The sequence below is a fragment of the Gemmiger sp. An50 genome (genome assembly GCF_002161595.1).
Taxonomy (GTDB): domain Bacteria; phylum Bacillota; class Clostridia; order Oscillospirales; family Ruminococcaceae; genus Allofournierella.
Map to the genome: position 1 here is coordinate 73,064 of NZ_NFID01000014.1, position 21,856 is coordinate 94,919.

Below are 21,856 nucleotides of genomic sequence, written 5' to 3' on the forward strand. Positions count from 1 at the left end.
GTTTGTTCTCCTGTGTGCGTGGCAATAAGCTTAGCCAAAAATCTGCCGGGCCACGTCCGCCGAGCATTTGGCATCCTTTACATAGTAATCCGCGCCGATCATCTTGGCGTAGTCCGGCGTGAGCACCGCGCCGCCCACCATGATTTTGCAGTCCACTCCGGCCGTGCGCAGCGCCTCGATGGTCTGCTGCATGGCGGGCAGGGTGGTGGTCATCAGGGCGCTCAGGCCCACCAGCTTTGCGCCGTGGCGGCTGGCCGCCTCCACCACCGCCTCCGGCGGCACGTCCCGGCCCAGGTCGATCACCCGGTAGCCGTAGTTTTCCAGAATCACCTTCACGATGTTCTTGCCGATGTCGTGGATGTCGCCCTTCACGGTGGCCACCACGATGGGGCCCTTCTTTTCGCCGGAAACGCCCTGCTTTTCAATGGCGGTTTTCACCTCGTCGAAGGCCGCCTGGGCCGCCGCCGCGCTCTGCAGCAGCTGGGGCAGGAAACAGGTGCCCTTTTCGAAAGCGTCGCCCACCTGGTCCAGCGCCGGGATCAGCACCCCGTTCACCAGCTCCTGGGGGTCGGTGGTCTCCAGCGCCAGCCGGGCCGCCTCGCCCGCCTGTGCCTTCAGACCCAGGACCACCGCGTCCTTCAGATCCACCGGTACGCCGGGCTGGGCCGCAGTCTGCACCGGGGCGGCGGTCTGGCCGCCATAGGCCGCAATGTACTCTGCGGCACCCTCGTCCTGAGCGGTGAACACCCGGAAGGAACGCACCGCCGCCATCATGGAGGGCTCGTTGGGATTCATGATGGGCAGGTCCAGCCCATGGGCCAGGGCCATGCCCAGAAAGGCCGTGTTCAGCTGGGGCCGCACCGGCAGGCCGAAGGACACGTTGGATACGCCCAGAACGGTCTTCAGGCCCAGCTCTTCCTTAACGGTGCGCACCGCCCGCAGGGTGTCCCACACGTCCTGCTGCTGGGCGCTGGCGGTCAGGGTCAGGCAGTCGATGTACACATCCTCCTTGGGGATGCCCGCCTCCAGCGCCGCGTCCAGAATGCGGCGAGCCATCTCCACCCGGTCCTCCGCTTTGGCGGGGATGCCGCTGTCGTTCAGGGTCAGGCCAACCACCGCCGCGCCGTACTTTTTGCACAGGGGCAGCACCGCCGCCAGCACCGCGGGCTCGGCGTTCACCGAGTTCACGATGGGCTTGCCGTTGTACACCCGCAGGCCTGCCTCCAGCACCTCGGGGCGGGTGGAGTCCAGCTGCAGGGGCAGCTCGGTCACGCCCTGGATGGCGGTCACCGCCCGGCGCATCATCTCCGCCTCGTCGATCTCGGGCAGGCCCACGTTCACATCCAGAATCTGTGCGCCTGCCTGGGCCTGCTCCACCGCCTGGCCCAGCAGGTAGTCCATATCCCCGGCCCGCAAAGCTTCCTTCATCTTCTTTTTGCCGGTGGGGTTGATGCGCTCGCCGATCACGGTGCCGGGGCGCACCTTCACCGCCTGCATGGCCGAGCAGACCCAGCTTTCCGGCTGGTAGGCCGCCCGTTTGGGGGCGCAGCCCGCGAAGCACTCCGCCAGCTTTTTCAAGTAAGCCGGGCTGGTGCCGCAGCAGCCGCCCACCGCGGCCACACCCAGCCGCTTGTACTGGTCCATCTGGTCCCGGAAATCCGCCGGGTGCAGATCGTACAGACCGGTGGCCGGGTCGGGCAGGCCCGCGTTGGGCTTTGCGAACACCGGCAGGCGGCAGGCGGCGCAGAGCCGCTCCACCAGAGGCATGATCTCGGCGGGGCCCAGCGAGCAGTTGATGCCCACCGCGTCCGCGCCCAGGCCCTGGGCGGTCACCGCAAAGCTTTCCACCTGGCAGCCGGTAAAGGTGCGGCCGGTGGCTTCAAAGGTCATGGAGGCCATCACCGGCAGATCGCAGGTTTCCTTGGCGGCCAGAATGCCCGCCTTCACCTCCAGCAGGTCGGTCATGGTCTCGAAGTACACCGCGTCCGCACCGGCGGCAGCGCCCGCCGTCACCACTTCTTTGAACAGGTCACAGGCCTGCTCAAAGGGCAAAGTGCCCATGGGCTGGAGCATCTCGCCCAGAGGGCCGATGTCCAGCAGAATTTTTGCATTGGTGCCCTCGGCGGCCTTTTTGGCGCACTGCACCGCGGCGGTGACCACCTGGGCCACCGTGTAGCCGCAGCCCGCCAGCTTTTTGCCGTTGGCGCCGAAGGTGTTGGTGCTGATGAAGTTGGAACCCGCTTCCAGATAAGCCTTGTGGATGCCGGTCACCACCTCCGGATGGGTCACGCTCCACACATCCGGGATCTCGCCGGGAGCCAGGCCCGCCTGCTGCAGCATGGTTCCCATGGCCCCGTCCAGAATCCAGACGCGGCTTTCGTCAAACAATTTATTGGGCACAGGGTTTGCCCTCCTTTCGTTTTGTGCAGGTCTCCCGCAGTGCGCAGGTGGCGCAGCCTGCCAGCTTTCCCTTCACCGGGTGGTCTGCCGCGCCGCACAGGGCGGTGATGCTTTTGCCCGGGGTGAGCACACAGCTGGCGGTGGAGCAGATCCCCGCCTGACGGCCCGCGTCCAGCCACTGCACAAAGGCAGGCTGCACCGTGATGGGCCAGTCGCCGTAGCCGGGGGAAAACCGGCCGGTCATATAGCGTCCTTCCTGTTCCAGCAGCGCCCGCTGCTCGTTTTCCAGATCATTCGCCAGCTGTTCTACCAAGGTGCTTGCGGCGGCATCTAAAACCACGCCGTAGGCCATATCGGTGGCCATGGCCCGGCGCAGGGCGCTGTCCACCCCGGCGCCCAGGGTCACCGCCAGCAGCACGCCCTCGTCGCAGCCCTTCAGATGGGCGGCAATGTCCCGCCCGGCCAGCAGAGGGGTCAGCTTGTCCGCGCTCACCCGGCGCAACACAGCCCGAGGCGCGGCGGTGCGCCACAGCTCGGCGGCGGCCCGGTCCAGCAGCACGTCCACCGACGGGGGAACCTCTTTGCCCGCGCCGCCCAGATACCGCAGCGCCTCAGCCCGGTCCAGCGCCGGGGGCAGTTGCCGGATCACGCCTTGGCCTCCGGCAGCAGGTCCCGGATGCCCTCATACACCCGGCGAGCCACCTCGGGGTTGTTCATGGCGTACAGGTGCACGCCGTCCGCGCCGCCCTCGATCAGATCCCGCAGCTGTTCGATGGCATAGTCGATGCCCGCGTCAAACAGGGCGGCCTCGTCGCCGTCGTACCGGCTGATCATTTTGGTGAACCGGGGCGGCAGGCTGGCGCTGCTCAGGGCCACAGTGCGCTGCACCTGCCGGGCGGACACAATGGGCATCACGCCCGCCTGCACCGGGGCCTGGATGCCCGCCTTGCGCACCAGATTCATGAAGCGGTAGTAGCGGGCGTTATCGAAGAACAGCTGGGTGACCAGATGCTCCACCCCCGCGTCCAGCTTGTATTTCAGGTTCTCCACGTCCTGGCGCAGGTTCTCGCTTTCCACATGGCCCTCCGGGTAGCAGGCGCCCGCCAGGTAGAAATCACCCTTGCTCTTTACAAAGGCGGCCAGGTCACTGGCATGGAAAAAGTCCTTGCTGCGGGGAGCGTCGGGGCAGATGTCGCCCCGCAGGGTGAGCACATTTTCAATGCCCGCCTCCTGCAGTGCCTGCACGGTTTCGGCCACCTGCTCGCGGGTGGAGTTGATGCCGGTCAGATGGGCCAGCGGCTCCACCCCCAGCTCCTGCTTCAGGTGCTTGGCGATCTGCACGGTGGACAGGCCCGCCTTGCCGCCGCCCGCGCCGTAGGTCACGCTGATGTAATCCGGCGAAAGGCCGGCCAGCTTCTCCAGCGTGGGATACAGGCTTTCGGGTGTGGCCCCGTTCTTTTTGGGCGGAAACACCTCGATGGAAAATACACATTCTTTTTGCCGGAACACCTGCGACAGACGCATAGCGCTAGCCCTCCCCTTCTATTTGCTTTGCTTTGGTTTTGTATTGCATTAGCAGTAACAATTGTTCTATTATAGCATAGATAACCAATCGGAAAAAGTTTTTTCTTCCTGCATGCAATAATCCGGCCCGCGCGTGCGTATTCCGTGCAGCAGGCGCAACAAACCGCCCCCGCCCGGGCATACTAGGCAGTGCGGCGACCCGGCGGCCTGCATTGGTTCAACACAAGGCAACACCGCACAATTTCAGATGGTGGAGCACGCCGGAAATTTTTTTGTGATATGAACCAAAAAGCGCAGGCAAGCCTTGGTGGCTTGCCGAGCATTTTTGGAAAATAGCACGTAAAATTTTGGCGCGATACGCCGCCTGAGCCGTTAGGCGTGAATTGTGCGGTGTTGGCAAAAGAAAAAGGAGTTATTTTTATGAAAAAGCTTGCAATCACCCTCACCGCCCTGACCCTGGCCCTGGCTCTGGCCGCCTGCGGTTCCACCGCCGGCAGCTCCTCCAGCACTGCCTCCTCCAGCGCGGCTTCCTCCTCCGCTTCCTCCTCTGCTTCCTCCTCCGAAAGCAGCTCCACCGCTGCGGTGGACACCAGCGACCTGACCGCCGTGATGGATGCTCTGTTCAACGGCATCGCCGAGGACCAGATGCCCATGCTCATGCCCCAGGAGGACGGAAGCAAGTACGCTCCCCTCACCGAGGAGAATTCCGAGTACAACACCGGCGTTGCCCTGAGCGCCTATAAGGAGGGCATCTGCGCCGAGGCGGCCATGAGCGCCCAGGCTCATTCCGTCTGCCTGCTGAAGGCCAACAGCGCCGAAGAGGCTGCCAAGCTGGCCGAGGACGTGGCCGCCAATGCCAACCCCAACAAGTGGATCTGCGTGAGCGCAGAGCGCACCATCGTTGCCTACTCCGGCGACACTGTGCTGCTGACCATGAGCTTCAACGACCTGGCCCAGACCGTTCTGGACAACTTCACCGCCCAGTTCGGCGCTGAGAACGTGACCGTTGTGAAGGACGAGGTCGGCGCCGACATGGCCATGCCCGAGGGCGACGTGACCTCCGATCCCGTGGCCGCTATGCCCGAGGACGCTTCCGGTGCGCTGTAAGCCGGTTGCGGTAAGCTGCACGGCGGCCGCCCTGCTGCTGGCCGCCGTGCTGGTCTTGCCGCTGGCCGTCCAGCGCCGCCAGCCGGATGAAAACGGCATGTATCAGCAGGAGGGCTACTGGGTGCAGTATCTGGGCGAGCGCAACGAAAAGAGCGCCGATTCCTTTGTAAAAAAGGTAAACAGCATTCGCGACACCCTGCTCACGGAAGAGAACAAGGTGTACTGTGCCATCGTGCCCGACAAATCCCACTACCTGCCGGACGAGGGCTGGCCGGTGCTGGACTACGATGCCATGGCCAGCCAGGTGCAGGCCGGGCTGGATGATTCCATCACCTGGATCGGTCTTGCGGACCACCTGACCCTGACGGACTACTACAAAACCGATGCCCACTGGCGGCAGGAAAATTTGCAGCCGGTGGTGAATGCGCTGGGCGAAGCCATGGGCTTTTCCCAGGACCTGTCCGGCTGGGAGCAGAATGTGTTTGAAGGCTTTGTGGGCAGCTACGGCAAGTACATCCCCGCCCCGGCTGAGCCGGAAACGCTGGTTTATCTGACCAGCCCGGCCACCGAAGCCGCCCGGGTGGACAATTTCCAGTACCCGGACGCCACCGCCGTTTACGATGTTTCCAAGCTCAGCGGCGCGGGCAGCTACGATGTATTTCTGAACGGGGCCACCCCGCTGCAGACCATCGAAAACCCCAACGCCGCCACCGACCGGGAGCTGGTGATCTTCCGGGATTCCTTCGCCAGCAGCCTGGCCCCGCTTCTGTGCGAACAGTACCGCACCATCACCCTGATCGACCTGCGCTACATGGTCAGCGGTCTGGTGCCTCAATACGTGACCTTCACCGACCAGGACGTGCTGTTTTTGTTCAGCAGCTGGGTGGTGAACGAGAGCGCCATGCTGCGCTGAAACAAGGCCGCTTTTCCGCCCCGGGAAGCCCCGGAACGGAAGGCGGCCTTTTGCGCGTCCGGTTTGCAAAAGAGGGTGGATTATGGTAGGATATCCATAAGAGAATTTTCGCCCGGAAAGGGGGCTTTTGCCATGAAGATCATGGAATCCGCCGAGGATTATCTGGAGACCATCCTGGTGCTTCTGCACCGGAAGGGCCATGTGCGCTCCATCGACATCGCCAACGAGATGTCCTATTCCAAGCCCAGCGTTTCCACCGCCATGAAAAAGCTGCGGGAAAACGGTTACATCCATGTGGACGAGATCGGCCTGATCACCTTGACCGACGAGGGCCGTGCCATCGCCGAGAGCGTGTATGAACGGCACACCCTGCTCAGCCAGGTGCTCATCGACCTGGGCGTTCCCGAGGACATTGCCCGCGAGGACGCCTGCCGCCTGGAGCACGACCTGCATCCGATCAGCTTCGAGCGGATCAAGGAATGCTATCATCGCCACAAAAAGGAGGCCTGAACAGGGCCATGCCGCGGGCAGCCCACCAATCACCGGGCTGCCCGTCTTATTTCAATTGATACCACAGATACGAGGTGTTGTTTGCATGAATTACGAAGAAATCCGCGCCCAGAGCGCACAGGCCGTTCGGGAGCTGCTGGCCGCCGCCAAGCTGCGGCCGGGCAGCATCCTGGTGGTGGGCTGCTCCTCCAGCGAGATCGTGGGCAGCCAGATCGGCCACGGCTCCAGCCTGGAGGCCGCTCAGGCCGTGTATGAGGGCATTGCGCCGGTGCTGCGCGAGGCCGGAGTTTTTCTGGCCGCTCAGTGCTGCGAGCATCTGAACCGGGCTATCATTCTGGAAGAGGAGGCCCTGCCCGCCGGGGCCGAGCCGGTGAACGTGATTCCCCAGCCCAAGGCGGGCGGCAGCTTTGCCACCACCTGCTGGCAGCGGTTCGCCCGTCCGGTGGCGCTGGAGGCCATCCGGGCAGACGCGGGCATGGACATCGGCGACACCCTGATCGGCATGCACCTAAAGGTGGTGGCGGTGCCGGTTCGTCTGAGCCTGCGCCGCATCGGCGAGGCCAATCTGGTGTGCGCCCGCACCCGTCCCAAATACATCGGCGGCAGCCGGGCCGCCTACGCCGAAGCGTAAAGGAGGCCGCGAAGATGAACGAACTGCATGAACAGCTGGCCCAGCGCACCGCCCAGGTGCGCCGCCGCATGGAGGAAGCCTGCCGGGCCGCCGGGCGTGCGCCCGAATCGGTGCAGCTGTGCGCCGCCAGCAAGACCCAGACCGCGGACACGGTGCGCGCCGCCTGGGGCGCGGGCATCGACGTATTCGGCGAAAACCGGGTGCAGGAGCTGGTGGAAAAACGGGCTGCCGGAGCCTACGGCTCCACCCCGCTGCATTTCATCGGCCACCTGCAGACCAACAAGGTGCGCCAGGTGGTGGGCGCGGCAGATCTGATTGAGTCGGTGGATTCCGAGCATCTGCTGCTGGCCGTCCAGAAGGAGGCCGCCCGCCAGGGCATCGTGCAGCCGGTACTGCTGCAGGTGAACATTGGTGCGGAGGCCAGCAAGGGCGGCTTGGCCCCCGAGGGGCTGACCGCACTTTTAACTCAGGCGGACGGGATGGAGAACATTCTGGTCAAGGGCCTGATGTGCATTCCGCCAAAGGAGACCGACCCCGCCGCCCAGCGCCGCTGGTTCGCCGCTATGCGGGCCCTGTTCGACCAGGCCGCTGCCCGCAGCTGGACCCGCACCCGCATGGAGATTCTGTCCATGGGCATGAGCGGCGATTTTGAGGCCGCCATTCAGGAGGGCGCCACCCTGGTTCGGGTGGGCACCGCCATCTTCGGACCGAGGGCCTATCCCCTGCCCCCCGAGCCCTGAGTCCACGGCGCTTTTCTCCGCAAAACAGCCTTTCGCCCCGGCCGGTGGCCGGGGCTTTTTTACGCCTATTTTTCCCGCTGCAATCTGGCAATATACCACAATAAAGTGATAGCAAGACACGCCATTCTTCCGCCTTTTCCACAAAACAGGGGCAATTTTCTGCATTTTTTCACCAAGCTTTTTGCCATGGATTTGCCCCCACCGCACACAATTGCCGAACCTTAGCCCAAACCCTTGCAATGCCGCCAAAGCGTTGTATACTTTTATTTATATTGCAAAATCGTTCTGTCCTTTTGAACAAAGGCGTTTGGGAGCGATGGGAAAGGCGGTCGTTTTGGATGAAACAGTTTAAGGTGCCGCGCAGGCTGAGGAACCTGCTGCTGGTGCTGGCGGGCAACGCCCTTTATGCCCTGGCGGTGGACATGTTCGTGCTTCCCTGCGGGCTGATTACCGGCGGTACCACCGGCCTGGCCCTGATCGGCCAGCACTGGCTGGGCATTTCCATCTCCACCTTCGTGATGATCTCCAACGTGATCATGTTCATTCTGGGCGCGGCGGTTATGGGCCGCTGGTTTGCCTTCAACACGGCGGTATCCACCTTCTGCTATCCCATCTTTCTAGAGCTGTTCAGCTGGATTCCCGGCATTGGCGACATGACCCGCGACCCCATGCTGGCCACCGTATTTGCCGGCGTGATGATCGGCGCGGCCATCGGCCTGGTGATCGGCGCGGGCGCTTCCAGCGGCGGTATGGACATTCCGCCCATCGTGGCCAACAAGTTCTGGGGTGTGCCCATCTCGGTGGTCATGTACGGGCTGGACTTCGCCATCCTCATCGGGCAGATGTTCTTCGCCGAAAACCGGGAGCAGATCCTCTACGGCATCCTGCTGGTGCTGCTCTACACCATCGTGCTGGACAAGGTGGTGCTGATAGGCCACTCCAAGATCCAGGTGAAGATCCTCAGCGAAAAGAGCGACGAGATCCGCCAGCTGATCTTGAAGGTGCTGGACCGGGGCTGCACCCTGCTCCACGCCCAGACCGGCTACGCCCGCAACGAGTGGGATATGGTGCTCACCGTGATCACCAACCGGGAGCTGGCCAAACTGAACCATCTGGTGCAGGAGGTGGACCCTCAGGCCTTTATCATCATCGACTCGGTGAACGAGGTCCACGGCCGCGGCTTTACCCTGCGCAAGCAATACAAATAAAACTTCGTGATGCGTCCCGTTTGGGGCGCATCTTTTTTTTGCCTTCTTCCGAGCCGGGTTTCGTTATCTTGCATTTTTTTGCCCTCTATCTTGACATTTCTTTTCGGGTATGGTAAAAAGAATCAGGCATTTGTTAGTTAACACTAACCAAATGCAGTCAAAGCTAACTGTTTGCAGCCGCGGCTAACCGCCGCGTGACAATTATCACCAGGAGGACACACTGCATTGATGATCAACAAACGGCTGATCGGGATGGTCAGCGATTCCAAACAGCACATTGCAAAAAACGTGGCGTTCCAGTGGGCAGCGCTGGCGGCGAACATCGCCATGCTGCTCACCATCGCCCGGTATCTCTCCCGGCTGCTGGCCGGGCAGCCCGCCTCGCTGGCGACCACTTTGCTGGTGGCGGCAGCGGCCGCGGCGGTCCGCTTTGTCTGCGCAAGGCAGGCGGCGGTCTGCTCCTACCGGGCCAGCCGCAGTGCCAAACAGGCGCTGCGCCGCACCATTCTGGAAAAACTGCTGCGGCTGGGGCCGGGCTATTCCAGCCGGGTCTCCACCTCCGAGGTGGTGCAGGTGACGGTGGAGGGCGCCGAACAGCTGGAAAGCTACTTCGGCGCGTATCTGCCCCAGTTCTTCTACAGCCTGCTGGCCCCGCTGACTTTGTTCTGCGTGCTGGCCCCCATCAGCCTTTCGGCGGCGGTGGTGCTGCTGATCTGCGTGCCGCTGATCCCGGTTTCCATCGCGCTGGTGCAGACCTTCGCCAAAAAGCTGCTGGCCCGCTACTGGGGCCAGTACACCGCCCTGGGCGACAACTTTCTGGAAAACCTACAGGGCCTGACCACCCTGAAAATCTATCAGGCGGACGGGGAGCGGCATCGGCGGATGAACGAGGAGGCCGAGCGCTTCCGGCGCATCACCATGAAGGTGCTCACCATGCAGCTGAACTCCATCACCATCATGGACCTGGTGGCCTACGGCGGCGCGGCTCTGGGCATCATCGTGGCTGCGCGGCAGTTTTCCGCCGGGCAGATCGGCCTATTCGGCTGCTTTGCCATCATCATGCTCTCGGCGGATTTCTTCCTGCCCATGCGGCTGCTGGGCTCCTACTTCCACATCGCCATGAACGGCATGGCCGCCTCCGAGAAGATCTTCAAGCTGCTGGACCTGCCGGAGCCTCAGACCAAGACCGGCGTGATCGACCCCATCGACTGCACCCTGCGCTGCGAGGATGTGCGCTTTGCCTACGATGCCGAGCGCCCCATCCTGAAGGGCGTGGACCTGGAACTGCCCCGCACCGGACTGGTGGCTCTGGTGGGCGAATCCGGCTGCGGCAAGTCCACCCTGGCGGGCCTGCTGGCCGGCCGTTTGGAGGGCTATGCGGGCAGCATCACGGTGGGCGGCCAGCCCCTGAGCGAAATCAGCCTGGAAAGCCGGATGAAGCAGATCACCACCGTGGGCTTTGCCGCCCGGCTGTTCAAGGGCACCGTAGCCGAGAACCTGCGCATGGCGAAGCCTGATGCCAGCGACGAGGCCCTGTGGCAGGCGCTGGAGCAGGTGAATCTGGCGGATTTCCTTCGCAGCGAACAGGGACTGGATACCCCGGTGGCCGAAAAGGGCGCCAACTTCTCCGGCGGGCAGTGCCAGCGGCTTGCCCTGGCCCGGGCCCTTCTGCACGACAGCCCCATTTATATTCTGGACGAAGCCACCTCCAACATTGATGTGGAGAGTGAAAATCAAATCATGGCCCTGGTGCACCGGCTGGCCGAAACCAAGGCGGTACTGATCATCTCCCACCGGCTGGCCAACGTGACCGGCGCAAAACGCATCTACGCGCTGGAGGAAGGCCGGGTGGCAGGCTGCGGCACCCATGCCCAGCTGCTGGCCGCCTGCCCCTGCTATCAGCGGCTGTGGAACAGCCAGCAGGCGCTGGAACACTACACCCCCGACACCCAACAGGAGGCTCTTGCATGAAAAAACGTTCTGATCTGGCGGTAATGCTCCGGCTCGTGGGGCTGGTCAAGCCGCTGATGGGCTTCATGGCCCTTGCCATCGCCATGGGCGTGGCGGGCTTTCTGTGCGCCCAGTTCATTCCCATCTTCGGCGGCTTCGCCATCGTGAATGCGCTGGGCGGCACCGGCCTGCCCGCTCTGGGCGTGCTGTTCGCCTGCATGGGCGTGTTTGCTCTGGCCCGCGGCGTGCTGCGCTACGCCGAGCAGGCCTGCAACCACTACATCGCCTTCAAGCTGCTGGCCCTGATCCGGGATAAGGTGTTCGGCGCGCTGCGCCGCCTGGCCCCCGCCAAGCTGGACGGCCGGGACAAGGGCGATTTGATCGCGGTCATCACCTCGGACATCGAGCTGCTGGAGGTCTTTTACGCCCACACCCTCTCCCCCATTGCCATCGCGGCCATCATGTCGGTGATCATGACCCTGTTCATCGGCAGCTACCACTGGCTGCTGGGCCTGATCGCCGCCCTGGGCTTTTTCGCCGTGGGCGTGGTGGTGCCGGTGCTGGCCGCCCGCTTCGGCGGCAGTCGGGGTCTGGAATACCGCACCCAGGCCGGTGCGCTGAGCGCCTTTGTGCTGGACAGCCTGCGCGGCCTGGGCGAGCTACTGCAATATGACGCAGGCCTGCGCCGTCTGGACGAGCTGGACGCGCGCACCGGCAGCCTGCTGGCCACCGAGAAAAAGATGAAGACCGCGCTTGGCACCGCCACCGCCTGCACCGGCGCGCTGATCTGGCTGTTCTCCCTTTCCATGCTGGCGGCGGGCAGCCTGCTTTACACCAATGGTCTGGTGGGCTTTGACGGGGTGCTGATTCCCCTGATCGCCATTCTCAGCTCCTTCGGGCCTGTGGTGGCGCTGGCCAATCTGGGCAGCACCCTGCAGCAGACCTTCGCCGCCGCCAACCGGGTACTGGACATTCTGGACGAGGAGCCGGTGGTGGCGGAAAACACCACCGGGCGTACCATCCCCTTCACCGGCGCGGCCTGCGCCAATGTGAGCTTCACCTACGAAGCCGAGCCGATCCTGAAGAACGTGAGCCTGACCCTGCCGGAGAATAAAATCATCGGCATCACCGGCCGCAGCGGCAGCGGCAAGTCCACCCTGCTCAAGCTGCTCATGCGCTTCTGGGACGTGGGCAGCGGCCAGGTGGCCATTTCCGGCGAGGATGTGAAAAACATCCGCACCGCCAGCCTGCGCAACCTGCAGAGCTACGTGACCCAGGAGACCTACCTGTTCCACGACAGCATTGAGGAGAACGTGAAGCTGGCCAAGCCCGGCGCTACCCATGAGGAGGTGGTGGAGGCCTGCAAAAAGGCCTCGGTGCACGACTTCATCATGAGCCTGCCCAACGGCTACGACACCAATGTGGGCGAGCTGGGCGACACCCTCTCCGGCGGTGAGCGGCAGCGGCTGGGCATCGCCCGGGCCTTCCTGCATGATGCGCCCCTCATCCTGCTGGATGAACCCACCAGCAATCTGGACAGCTTGAACGAGGCGGTGATCCTGCAAAGCCTGCACCGCCAGCGCAAGGGCAAGACGGTGGTACTGGTCAGCCACCGGGCGTCCACCATGCGCATTGCCGACACCACCTACAACGTGGAGCACGGACGGCTCAGCTGAGCCGCCCCTCTCCGGCCGCCATACAGAAAGGATTGTTTGTTTATGAAATACCTCTACATTGCCTTGGGCCTTGTCTGCCTGGCGCTGGGCGCCGTGGGCGCAGTGCTTCCCCTGCTGCCCGCCACTCCCTTTTTGCTGGGCACCTGCTTCTTCTTCGCCAAGGGCAGCGACCGGCTGAACCGGTGGTTTGTGTCCACCAAACTGTACCAGAAGAACTTCAAGAGCTTCCGGGAGCAGCGGGCCATGACCTGGCGTACCAAGATCGGCATCATGATCACCGTGACCCTGACCATGAGCATCGGCTTTGTGATGATGCACGAGGTGTTCATCGGCCGCATCGTGCTGGGCTGCGTATGGCTGTTCCATGTGTATTACTTCATCTTCCGCATCCGTACCCTGGACGCAGATTAAACAAAAAACGAGTGAGTTCCCACGGGAACTCACTCGTTTTTCTGTATCAAAAGGCCGCAATCAGCCCAGCTCTTTTTTCACCAGCTCAGCCAGATGATCGGCAATGGCCTGGATCTCGGTCTCGTCCTGGCCCTCCACCATCACACGGATCAGCGGTTCGGTGCCGCTCACGCGAACCAGCACCCGGCCGGTATCGCCCAGGGCCTCCTTCTGCTGGCGGATGGCTTCCTTGATCACGTCGTTGTTGTAGAATTCCAGCTTGCCCTCGGCGCTTACGGTCACATTCACCATCACCTGCGGCAGGCGGGTCATCACCTTCGCCAGCTCGGACAGAGGCTTTTTGCACCGCTTGAGCAGGCACAGCAGCTGGATGGCGGTGAGCTGACCGTCGCCGGTGGTGGCGAAATCCCGGAAGATGATGTGGCCGCTCTGCTCGCCGCCCAGGGTGTAGCCCTCCAGCTCCATCTCCTCCAGCACGTAGCGGTCGCCCACCTTGGTGGCGGCGAACTTCATGCCGTTGGCCTCACAGAAGCGGGCGAAGCCCAGGTTGGTGAGCACGGTGCCCACGATGGTGGACCGCCGCAGCTTGCCCCGCTGCTGCATATCCAGGCCGCAGATGGCCATGATGTAGTCGCCGTCCACTACTTCGCCGGTCTCATCCACAAACAGGCAGCGGTCCGCGTCGCCGTCAAAGGCAACGCCCGCATCCACCTTGTGGGTGCGCACGTAGTCCTGCAGCTGCTCCAGATGGGTGGAGCCGCAGCCCTCGTTGATGTTCACGCCGTCCGGCGCGTCGTGCAGGATCACCGCATTGGCGCCCAGCTCCTCGAACAGGGTGCGGGCCGTGGCGCTGGCGGAGCCGTTGGCGCAGTCCACCACGATGTTCATGCCCTCCAGCGAATAAGGGATGGTGCTTTTCAGATGCTCGATGTAATCCCGTGCACCGGTGGTGCAGTGGCTGATCTGGCCCAGGTTCTCGCCCTTGGCGTAGGTAAAATCGTTTTTCTCGATCAGATTCTCAATCTGCTCCTCCAGCTCATCCGGCAGCTTGAAGCCGTCGCCGTTGAAGATCTTGATGCCGTTGAAGGCATAGGGGTTGTGGCTGGCGGAGATCATCACGCCTGCGTCCGCCTTGTACTTGCCCACCAGGTAGGCCACCGCCGGGGTGGAGATCACGCCCAGGTCGATCACGTCCGCGCCCACCGAGCACAGGCCCGCGGCCAGCGCCGCGCCCAGCATGTCGCTGGAAATGCGGGTATCCTTGCCCAGCACCACCAGGGGACGGCGGCGACGGCCGTAGGCCAGCACGGTGGCGGCGGCACGGCCGATGGCCATTGCCAGCTCACAGGTCATATCCTCGCCGGCAATGCCGCGCACGCCGTCGGTTCCAAACAGTCTGCCCATATTCAAACACTCCTCTATTTCGTCTTATGTGCGGGGTACGATGTGCTGCGCGTCCTTGTAGATATGGCCCGGGGCCACCACGCCCCGCACGCAGCTGGTGGGATAGATCTGGCAGCGGCGGCCCAGCACCGAGCCGGGGCACAGCACGCTGTTGCAGCCCACCTCGGCCTCGTCGCCCACCAGAGCACCCAGTTTTTTGCGGCCGGTCACCAGGATCTCGTCCTCCTGGCGGATGCACACCAGGGATTTGTCGCTCTTCAGATTGCTGGTCACAGCGCCCGCGCCCATATGGGCCTTATAGCCCAGGATGGAATCGCCCACATAGTTAAAATGGGGCACCTGCGCGCCGTCGAACAGAATGCAGTTCTTCAGCTCCACGCTGTTGCCCACCACGGCGCCCGCACCCACCAGCGCGCTGCCCCGGATGAAGGCGCAGTGACGCACCTCGGCCTCCGGGCCAATGATGCAAGGCCCGGCCAGCGATGCGCTGGGGGCCACCTTCGCAGTCTTCGCCACCCATACGCCGGGGGCGGGCTGGTCATATTCCTCACTGGGCAGGCTTTGGCCCAGCTGCTCGATAAAGCCTTTCAGTTCGTCCAGAACCTCCCAGGGTCGCTCCTTCCCCTCAAACAGCGGAGCGGCCAGGGTGTGGGAGAGATCGAACAACGCTTCGGTACGGCAGACATCCATACAGCAGATGCTCCTTTCAAAAAATCACTTGAGTAAATTATAAGCACCGGTTTTTTAAAATACAACCCAAAAATATAAAAATCGCGGACGAAAAAGCAAATTCGGTGGAAGTTACGAAATTTTTGACGATGAAGCGCCCAAAATTGTCACAAAAATCCCCGTAATTTTAACAATTGTCCGCAAGGTTGTACAAAAAGAGCCCCGCATCTTTGCTCAAATGCGGGGCGTTTGATACAGAAATCGAGTGTGCCGGGTTCATTTCCGGTGCGCTTTGGCACCGGCGGCCAGCCAGCGCATCCGGCTCAGATAGACCAGAAGGCTCACCAGCGGGCCCAGGATATCCGAGATCGGCTCGGCGTAAAAGGCCGCCATGCCGCCGAACAGAGCGGGCAGGATGAACAGCGGCACAAAGTAAGCCAGCTTGCGGAAGAAGGAAAGGGGCAGCGAATAACGCATCATGCCCATGCCGGTGAAGCCGTCGATAATGGTATACTGCATTCCCAGCGGGACCACCGCCAGCGTGCAGATGCGGATGGCCTGCACCGCCAGAGGCAGTACCTGGGGGTCCTTGGTGAAGATGGAGGCGAAGGCCGCGGGCAGCAGCTGGCCCGCCGCGCACAGCAGAGCCGTGTAGCCAATGCTCAGCGCCAGGATGAACTTCTGGGCCCCGAGGATGCGGTCCGGACGGCCCGCCCCGTAGTTGAAGCCCAAAATGGAGCTGGTACCGCTGGTGATGCCGCCCAGAGGCATGGTGACCACCAGCATGAAGCTTTGAGAAATGGTGGCCGCCGCCACCAGCAGATCGCCCTCGGTGGGGCCGCCGTACTTTTGCAGCAAAGCGTTCAGGGCAATGATCATCACATTGTCGAAGGCGATGATGGCAAAGGGTGTGAAGCCGGTGGCCAGCACCCGGCCTATCACCCGCAGGTCATAGCCGCCGAAGGTGATGCGGACGGGCGGTGTCTGGCTGAACAGAAAGCGCAGTACAAACAGACAGCTGCCCAGCTGGCTGAGGATGGTGGCCAGTGCCGCGCCGGTCACGCCCATGTCCAGCACGAAGATGAACACCGGGTCCAGCAGAATGTTCAGCACCGCGCCCAGCATCACCGACTGCATGCCCTTTTTGGCAAAGCCCTGGCAGATGACGAACTGGTTCATGCCGGTGGAAAGCAGCGCAAAGGGGGTGCCCAGCAGATAGACGGTATAATAGGCCATGGCATAGGGCAAGGTGGAACCGCTCGCGCCGAACAGCAGCAGCGTCTGCTGCCTTGTGGCCAGGGCCAGCACCATGAGCACCACCGAAAAGCCGCAGAGCATCAAAAAGCAGTTGGCCAGAATCTTCTGGGCTGCCTTGGGGTCTCCCGCGCCCATGCGGATGCTCATCAGGGGCGAACCGCCCACGCCCACCAGGAAAGCCACTGAGCCGATCATGGTCACAATAGGCCCGCAGACGCCCGCGCCCGCCAGAGCCAGTTTGCCCACCTCGGCGATGTTGCCGATATACATCCGGTCCACCACGCTGTACAATACGCTCACGAACTGTGCCAGCATGCTGGGGATGGCGATGCGCAGCACCAGCTGCGGAATGGGGTCCCGCCCCAGATCGTTTTCCAGTTTTGCGGCCTGTTTCGCCATGATCTTATTCACTCCTGTTTGGTGTGATTGTTTTGCGGCGCCAGGCGCCGCCCGGCTATTATAGCATTCCCCCCAATGAAAGTAAAGGCACCGCCGCGCAATTCATGGCAAACACCCGAAGCGGGCCGCCGCCGGGAAGATCCGGCAGCGGCCCGCTTGGCTTTTTTCTGATCAATTACAGATTTTTCAGGATGGCGTCGCCCATTTCCGAACAGCTCACCGGGGTGCAGCCATCGGCCATCATGTCGCCGGTGCGCAGGCCCGCGTCCAGCGCTTTGTTGACTGCCGCCTCGATGGCGGCGGCCTCCTCGTCCAGATCGAAGCTGTATTTCAGCATCATGGCGGCTGAGAGGATGGTGCCGATGGGGTTGGCCTTGTTCTGGCCCGCAATGTCCGGCGCGGAACCGTGGATGGGCTCGTACAGGCCCCGGCTGCCCTCGCCCAGGCTGGAGGAGGGAATCATGCCGATGGAGCCGGTGATCATGCTGGCCTCGTCGGAGAGGATGTCGCCGAACATGTTCTCGGTGACCACCACGTCGAACTGGCTGGGGTCCTTCACGATCTGCATGGCGGTGTTGTCCACCAGCATGTCGGCATACTCCACGTCCGGGTATTCCTCGGCCAGCCGGTGCATGACCTTGCGCCACAGGCGGCTGGTGTCCAGCACGTTGGCCTTGTCCACGCTGGTCACCTTTTTCCGGCGCTTGCGGGCGGTCTCGAAGGCGATGCGGCCAATGCGCTCGATCTCATGCTCGGCGTAGCTCATCACGTCGGTGGCCTTCTGCTCGCCGGCGCATTCCTCGGTGGTGTGACTGCCGAAGTATACGCCGCCGATCAGCTCCCGCACCACGATGAAGTCGATGCCCTTTTCCACGATCTCCGGCTTCAGGGGGCTGGCGGCCGCCAGCTGGGGCCAGAGCTTGGCCGGCCGGTTGTTGGCGTACAGACCCATGCCCGCCCGCAGAGCAAGCAGGCCTTTTTCCGGGCGCTTGTCGCCGGGCAGGCCGTCCCACTTGGGGCCGCCCACCGCGCCCAGCAGCACGCTGTCCGCCGCAAGGCACTTGTCCAGCATGGCGGCGGGCAGCGGCTCACCCCATTTGTCGATGGCGATGCCGCCCATATCCACGTCGGTATAGGTAAAGGTGTGCCCGTATTTTGCGGCCACCGCGTCCAGCACCCGCAGGGCCTGGTCCACGATCTCAGGGCCGATGCCGTCGCCCCGGATCACTGCGATCTGTTTTTCCATGGGAATCTCCCTCTCTTTTCTGTATTTACTGCTTGATGCTGTTCATCAGCCCGCCTGCCTTGATGATCTCCTGAATGAAGGGCGGGAAGGGCTGGGCCTGGAAGGTCTGGCCGGTGGTCTCGTCGGTGATGACGCCGGTGTCGAAATCCACATGGACCTTGTCCCCCGCCTGGATGGCCTCGCTTGCCGCCGGGCATTCCAGGATGGGCAGGCCGATGTTGATGGCGTTGCGGTAGAAGATGCGGGCGAAGGTGGCCGCGATCACGCAGGACACGCCCGCCGTTTTGATGGCCAGGGGCGCATGCTCCCGGCTGGAGCCGCAGCCGAAGTTGGCACCGCCCACCATGATGTCGCCGGGCTGGACCTTCTTCACAAAATCGGGGTCGATGTCCTCCATGCAGTGAGCCGCCAGCTCCTTTGCGTCAGGGGTGTTCAGATACCGGGCCGGGATGATCACGTCGGTGTCCACATTGTCCGGATATTTATGTACCAAACCGTTTGCCTGCATTGGTGATTCCTGCCTTTCTTATTCCGCGATGGTGCGGGGGTCGGTGATAAAGCCGGTAATGGCGCTGGCCGCCGCGGTGGCGGGGCTGGCCAGATAGACCTCGCTCTCCACATGGCCCATGCGGCCCACAAAGTTCCGGTTGGTGGTGGAGATGCAGCGCTCGCCCTGGGCCAGAATGCCCATGTAGCCGCCCAGGCAGGGCCCGCAGGTGGGGGTGGAGACCACGCAACCCGCGTCGATAAAATCGGTGGTCCAGCCCCGCAGGATGCACTCTTTATAAATGGCCATGGTGGCGGGGATGATGATGGCCCGCACACCGGGGGCGATGTGCTTGCCCTTCAGCACCTTCCAGGCGGCCTCCATATCCTCCAGACGGCCGTTGGTGCAGCTGCCGATGACCACCTGGTCGATCTTCACGTCCTTGCCTTCGGCAGCGGGTTTGGTGTTCTCGGGCAGGTGGGGCCAGGCCACGGTGGGCTCCAGCGCGGAGAGGTCAATCTCGATGGTCTGCTCGTACTCCGCGTCCTCGTCCGCCTCGTACACGGTCCAGGGGCGCTGACTGCGGCCGGTGAGATACTGGATGGTCACCTCGTCCACCGGGAAGATGCCGTTCTTCGCGCCCGCCTCAATGGCCATGTTGCAGATGCAGAGCCGGTCGTCCATGGTCAGGCTGGCCACGCCGGGGCCGGTGAACTCCATGCTCTTGTACAAAGCGCCGTCCACGCCGATCATGCCGATGATGTGCAGGATCAGATCCTTGCCGCTCACCGGGGGCTTCAGCTGACCCTTGAGCACAAAGCGGATGGCGGCGGGGACCTTGAACCAGCATTTGCCGGTGGCCATGCCCGCGGCCATGTCGGTGCTGCCCACACCGGTGGAGAAGGCGCCCACCGCACCGTAGGTGCAGGTGTGGCTGTCCGCGCCGATGATGCAGTCACCGGCGGTCACGATGCCTTTTTCTGGCAGCAGGGCATGCTCGATGCCCATCTGGCCCACATCGTAGAAGTTCAGGATGTCGTATTGATTGGCAAAGTCCCGGCACTGCTTGGACTGCTGGGCGGCCTTGATGTCCTTGTTGGGCACGAAGTGGTCCAGCACGATATTGATGCGGGTCTTGTCGAACACGCTGGTGAAGCCCGCCTTGTTGAACTCGTTGATGGCCACCGGGGTGGTGATGTCGTTGCCCAGCACCTCGTCCAGCCGGGCGCTGATCAGCTGGCCCGCCTCCACCTTGTCCAGCCCGGCGTGGGCGGCCAGAATCTTCTGCGTCATTGTCATTCCCATGATTGTTTCTTCCCCTTTATTTGTTGTTGGCCGCGCTGACCATTGCCTTGATGCCTGCGCGGATAATGTCAGTATCGGTTCCGGCGCCCCAGGTCACGGTGCCGTCGCCCCAGCGCAGGCCCACATAGGCCGCCGCCTCACTGGTGGAGCCGTGCTGCAGGCTGTGCTCGGAGTAGGTCTCGATGGTGAAGTCCTGGCCGGTGGCCGCCTTCAAGGCGTTGCACACCGCGTCCAGACGGCCGTTGCCCTGGGCGCTGCTCTCTTTGGTGGAGCCGTCCGGCATGGCGACGGTGATGGCCGCGAAGATGCCGTTTTTCTGGATGAAGTGAGCATCCGGAATGTCCACCGGGGTGCATTTGTTCCGATAGGTATCGTAGAACACCTGGGCCACCTCGTCGGGCGAGAGCTCCTTGTGGGCGTGGTCCGAGATGGATTTGACCGTGTAGCCGAAATGCTCCCGCATCTTGGGGGGCAGATCGTAGCCGAACTTCTGCTGCAAGAGGAAGCCGATGCCGCCCTTGCCGCTCTGGCTGTTGATGCGGATCACGTCGCCGTCGTAAGTACGGCCGATGTCGGTGGGGTCGATGGGGATATAAGGCACGTTCCACTGGTGCAGGTTCTTTTCCTTGCGCCAGTTCATGCCCTTGGCAATGGCGTCCTGATGGCTGCCGCTGAAGGCCGCGAACACCAGTGCGCCCGCGTATGGGGTGCGCTCGTACACATGCATCCGGGTCACCCGCTCATACAGCTCCACGATGGAGGGCATGTCGCTGAAATCCAGCTTCGGGTCCACGCCGTGGGTGTACAGGTTCATGGCCAGGGTGATCAGGTCCACATTGCCGGTGCGCTCGCCGTTGCCGAACAGGGTGCCCTCCACCCGGTCCGCCCCAGCCAGCAGGGCCAGTTCGGTGTCGGCCACGCCGCAGCCGCGGTCGTTGTGGGGGTGCAGGCTGAGCACCACGCTGTCTCGGTATTTCAGGTTGTCGCTCATGTATTCAATCTGGTTGGCGTAGATGTGGCTCATGCTCATGGCCACAGTCACCGGCAGGTTGATGATCATGGGCTTCTCCGGGGTGGGCTGCATGATGTCCAGCACCGCGTTGCAGACCTCCAGGGCGTATTCCGGCTCGGTGCCGGTGAAGCTTTCCGGGCTGTATTCAAAGCGGAAGTTGCCCGGGTACTCGGCGGCCAGCTGCTTGACCAGGGCCGCGCCGTCGGTGGCGATCTTCTTGATCTCCTCCTTGCTCTTTTTGAACACCTGCTCCCGCTGAGCCACACTGGTGGAGTTGTAGAAGTGGATCACCGCGCTGGGTGCGCCCTGCACCGCCTCGAAGGTCTTGCGGATGATGTGGTCCCGGCACTGGGTGAGCACCTGCACGGTCACGTCCTCGGGGATCATGTTCTGCTCGATCAGGGTGCGCAGGAACTCGTACTCGGTTTCGCTGGCGGCGGGGAAACCCACCTCGATCTCCTTGAAGCCGATCTTCACAAGCAGCTGGAAGAACTCCAGCTTTTCCTCCAGGCTCATGGGCACGATCAGGCTCTGGTTGCCGTCCCGCAGATCCACACTGCACCAGGCCGGGGCCTTTTCGATGTGGTCCTTGTGCACCCAGCGGTACTCGGTCTTGGGCGGGTTGTAGTAGCCGATCTGATACTTGGTAACGTCCATCATAAAACAATCGCTCCTCATTTCATTTTGTCTGCCGGGGCGGATGCAGACAAAAAAGGCCCTCGTCTCTCAAGGGTCTTTGCCCCTGAGAGACGAGGGCCACATCTTTCATGTAAGCTCCCGCGGTACCACTCTCGTTGCTGTGTGTCAGCCGCTCTGTACGGTCGGCGGACAATGCCGCGAACCGCGCCCCGGATAACGGTGGGGTTCCGCCCTGACCTACTGACCGCCTTTTAAAGCGGGGTTCCGCCGGGTGCTCAGGGGCCAGTATACAGATTCCGCGCCGCTGTCTCGCACCAACCGGCAGCTCTCTGAAGGCGTATGGGCTCTGCTTTTTCCCCGTCCACGCA

The 21,856-nt window shown here is 62.8% G+C and carries 19 protein-coding genes; 9 read left to right on the forward strand and 10 right to left on the reverse strand.

Features of this window, described 5'->3' with window-relative positions; genetic code table 11:
- Positions 1-30 precede the first annotated feature (30 nt).
- The 3 genes from B5G03_RS12390 to B5G03_RS12400 are packed head-to-tail and all read right to left on the reverse strand — an operon-like array spanning position 31 to position 3,924.
- Complete coding sequence (locus tag B5G03_RS12390) at positions 31-2,400, reverse strand: homocysteine S-methyltransferase family protein (RefSeq protein WP_275539305.1); 2,370 nt, start codon at positions 2,398-2,400, stop codon at positions 31-33.
- Complete coding sequence (locus B5G03_RS12395; RefSeq protein WP_087182005.1) at positions 2,390-3,049, reverse strand: vitamin B12 dependent-methionine synthase activation domain-containing protein; 660 nt, start codon at positions 3,047-3,049, stop codon at positions 2,390-2,392. The genes B5G03_RS12390 and B5G03_RS12395 overlap by 11 nt, the downstream gene beginning before the upstream one ends.
- Positions 3,046-3,924: a methylenetetrahydrofolate reductase gene (locus B5G03_RS12400; protein WP_087182006.1), complete on the reverse strand. Its 879-nt coding sequence runs from the start codon at positions 3,922-3,924 to the stop codon at positions 3,046-3,048. Before B5G03_RS12400 ends, B5G03_RS12395 begins: the two co-directional genes overlap by 4 nt.
- A gap of 420 nt (positions 3,925-4,344) precedes the next feature.
- Between B5G03_RS12400 and B5G03_RS12405 the strand changes: the two genes are divergently transcribed.
- The 9 genes from B5G03_RS12405 (at position 4,345) to B5G03_RS12445 (ending at position 13,070) form a co-directional block, all read left to right on the forward strand.
- Entirely contained in the window at positions 4,345-5,031 is a 687-nt protein-coding gene (locus tag B5G03_RS12405; RefSeq protein WP_087182007.1) for a hypothetical protein, read from the forward strand.
- Positions 5,021-5,944 carry a DHHW family protein gene (locus B5G03_RS12410; RefSeq protein WP_087182008.1) on the forward strand — a complete coding sequence of 308 codons (924 nt, stop codon included), beginning with the start codon at positions 5,021-5,023 and terminating at the stop codon, positions 5,942-5,944. Before B5G03_RS12405 ends, B5G03_RS12410 begins: the two co-directional genes overlap by 11 nt.
- Before the next feature lie 132 nt (positions 5,945-6,076).
- Positions 6,077-6,454, forward strand: a complete 378-nt coding sequence (locus B5G03_RS12415) for a metal-dependent transcriptional regulator (protein ID WP_087182009.1) — start codon at positions 6,077-6,079, stop codon at positions 6,452-6,454.
- 85 nt (positions 6,455-6,539) lie between these two features.
- The gene (locus B5G03_RS12420) at positions 6,540-7,085 is read left to right on the forward strand and encodes a TIGR01440 family protein (RefSeq protein ID WP_087182010.1); all 546 of its coding nucleotides are present in this window, start codon (positions 6,540-6,542) and stop codon (positions 7,083-7,085) included.
- A gap of 14 nt (positions 7,086-7,099) precedes the next feature.
- Positions 7,100-7,825: a YggS family pyridoxal phosphate-dependent enzyme gene (locus B5G03_RS12425; RefSeq protein WP_087182011.1), complete on the forward strand. Its 726-nt coding sequence runs from the start codon at positions 7,100-7,102 to the stop codon at positions 7,823-7,825.
- Between the two features lie 338 nt (positions 7,826-8,163).
- On the forward strand, positions 8,164-9,033 hold the full coding sequence (locus tag B5G03_RS12430; RefSeq protein ID WP_087182012.1) for a YitT family protein: 870 nt from the start codon (positions 8,164-8,166) through the stop codon (positions 9,031-9,033).
- 228 nt (positions 9,034-9,261) lie between these two features.
- A complete protein-coding gene (locus tag B5G03_RS12435; RefSeq protein ID WP_087182031.1) occupies positions 9,262-11,004 on the forward strand; it encodes an ABC transporter ATP-binding protein/permease in 1,743 nt (580 codons plus the stop codon).
- The gene (cydC, locus tag B5G03_RS12440) at positions 11,001-12,659 is read left to right on the forward strand and encodes a thiol reductant ABC exporter subunit CydC (protein WP_087182013.1); all 1,659 of its coding nucleotides are present in this window, start codon (positions 11,001-11,003) and stop codon (positions 12,657-12,659) included. Before B5G03_RS12435 ends, cydC begins: the two co-directional genes overlap by 4 nt.
- Before the next feature lie 42 nt (positions 12,660-12,701).
- Positions 12,702-13,070 carry a YbaN family protein gene (locus tag B5G03_RS12445; protein WP_087182014.1) on the forward strand — a complete coding sequence of 123 codons (369 nt, stop codon included), beginning with the start codon at positions 12,702-12,704 and terminating at the stop codon, positions 13,068-13,070.
- Between the two features lie 60 nt (positions 13,071-13,130).
- On the opposite strand, the gene glmM is transcribed toward B5G03_RS12445, so the two are convergent.
- The 7 genes from glmM to B5G03_RS12480 all read right to left on the reverse strand — a co-directional run bounded on the left by glmM (position 13,131) and on the right by B5G03_RS12480 (position 21,509).
- A complete protein-coding gene (gene glmM / locus B5G03_RS12450; RefSeq protein ID WP_087182015.1) occupies positions 13,131-14,474 on the reverse strand; it encodes a phosphoglucosamine mutase in 1,344 nt (447 codons plus the stop codon).
- Positions 14,475-14,498: 24 nt separating this feature from the next.
- Positions 14,499-15,164 (reverse strand): acyltransferase, encoded by a 666-nt coding sequence (locus B5G03_RS12455; protein WP_087182016.1) that lies wholly within the window; start codon positions 15,162-15,164, stop codon positions 14,499-14,501.
- Positions 15,165-15,419: 255 nt separating this feature from the next.
- Positions 15,420-16,799: an MATE family efflux transporter gene (locus B5G03_RS12460; RefSeq protein WP_087182017.1), complete on the reverse strand. Its 1,380-nt coding sequence runs from the start codon at positions 16,797-16,799 to the stop codon at positions 15,420-15,422.
- A 175-nt stretch (positions 16,800-16,974) separates the two neighbouring features.
- A complete protein-coding gene (gene leuB, locus B5G03_RS12465) occupies positions 16,975-18,045 on the reverse strand; it encodes a 3-isopropylmalate dehydrogenase (protein WP_087182018.1) in 1,071 nt (356 codons plus the stop codon).
- Positions 18,046-18,070: 25 nt separating this feature from the next.
- Entirely contained in the window at positions 18,071-18,553 is a 483-nt protein-coding gene (gene leuD / locus B5G03_RS12470) for a 3-isopropylmalate dehydratase small subunit (RefSeq protein ID WP_087182019.1), read from the reverse strand.
- Between the two features lie 18 nt (positions 18,554-18,571).
- Positions 18,572-19,837, reverse strand: a complete 1,266-nt coding sequence (leuC, locus tag B5G03_RS12475; protein ID WP_087182020.1) for a 3-isopropylmalate dehydratase large subunit — start codon at positions 19,835-19,837, stop codon at positions 18,572-18,574.
- A 16-nt stretch (positions 19,838-19,853) separates the two neighbouring features.
- Positions 19,854-21,509 carry a 2-isopropylmalate synthase gene (locus tag B5G03_RS12480; RefSeq protein WP_087182021.1) on the reverse strand — a complete coding sequence of 552 codons (1,656 nt, stop codon included), beginning with the start codon at positions 21,507-21,509 and terminating at the stop codon, positions 19,854-19,856.
- Positions 21,510-21,856 lie beyond the last annotated feature (347 nt).

Coding starts and splice junctions, on each gene's coding strand:
- leuD (WP_087182019.1), bottom strand. CDS start 18,553: ATGCAGGCAAACGGTTTGGTACATAAATATCCGGACAATGTGGACACC.
- B5G03_RS12425 (WP_087182011.1), top strand. CDS start 7,100: ATGAACGAACTGCATGAACAGCTGGCCCAGCGCACCGCCCAGGTGCGC.
- leuB (WP_087182018.1), bottom strand. CDS start 18,045: ATGGAAAAACAGATCGCAGTGATCCGGGGCGACGGCATCGGCCCTGAG.
- B5G03_RS12445 (WP_087182014.1), top strand. CDS start 12,702: ATGAAATACCTCTACATTGCCTTGGGCCTTGTCTGCCTGGCGCTGGGC.
- cydC (WP_087182013.1), top strand. CDS start 11,001: ATGAAAAAACGTTCTGATCTGGCGGTAATGCTCCGGCTCGTGGGGCTG.
- B5G03_RS12435 (WP_087182031.1), top strand. CDS start 9,262: ATGATCAACAAACGGCTGATCGGGATGGTCAGCGATTCCAAACAGCAC.
- B5G03_RS12455 (WP_087182016.1), bottom strand. CDS start 15,164: ATGGATGTCTGCCGTACCGAAGCGTTGTTCGATCTCTCCCACACCCTG.
- B5G03_RS12480 (WP_087182021.1), bottom strand. CDS start 21,509: ATGATGGACGTTACCAAGTATCAGATCGGCTACTACAACCCGCCCAAG.
- leuC (WP_087182020.1), bottom strand. CDS start 19,837: ATGGGAATGACAATGACGCAGAAGATTCTGGCCGCCCACGCCGGGCTG.
- B5G03_RS12405 (WP_087182007.1), top strand. CDS start 4,345: ATGAAAAAGCTTGCAATCACCCTCACCGCCCTGACCCTGGCCCTGGCT.
- B5G03_RS12430 (WP_087182012.1), top strand. CDS start 8,164: ATGAAACAGTTTAAGGTGCCGCGCAGGCTGAGGAACCTGCTGCTGGTG.
- glmM (WP_087182015.1), bottom strand. CDS start 14,474: ATGGGCAGACTGTTTGGAACCGACGGCGTGCGCGGCATTGCCGGCGAG.
- B5G03_RS12415 (WP_087182009.1), top strand. CDS start 6,077: ATGAAGATCATGGAATCCGCCGAGGATTATCTGGAGACCATCCTGGTG.
- B5G03_RS12420 (WP_087182010.1), top strand. CDS start 6,540: ATGAATTACGAAGAAATCCGCGCCCAGAGCGCACAGGCCGTTCGGGAG.
- B5G03_RS12400 (WP_087182006.1), bottom strand. CDS start 3,924: ATGCGTCTGTCGCAGGTGTTCCGGCAAAAAGAATGTGTATTTTCCATC.
- B5G03_RS12460 (WP_087182017.1), bottom strand. CDS start 16,799: ATGGCGAAACAGGCCGCAAAACTGGAAAACGATCTGGGGCGGGACCCC.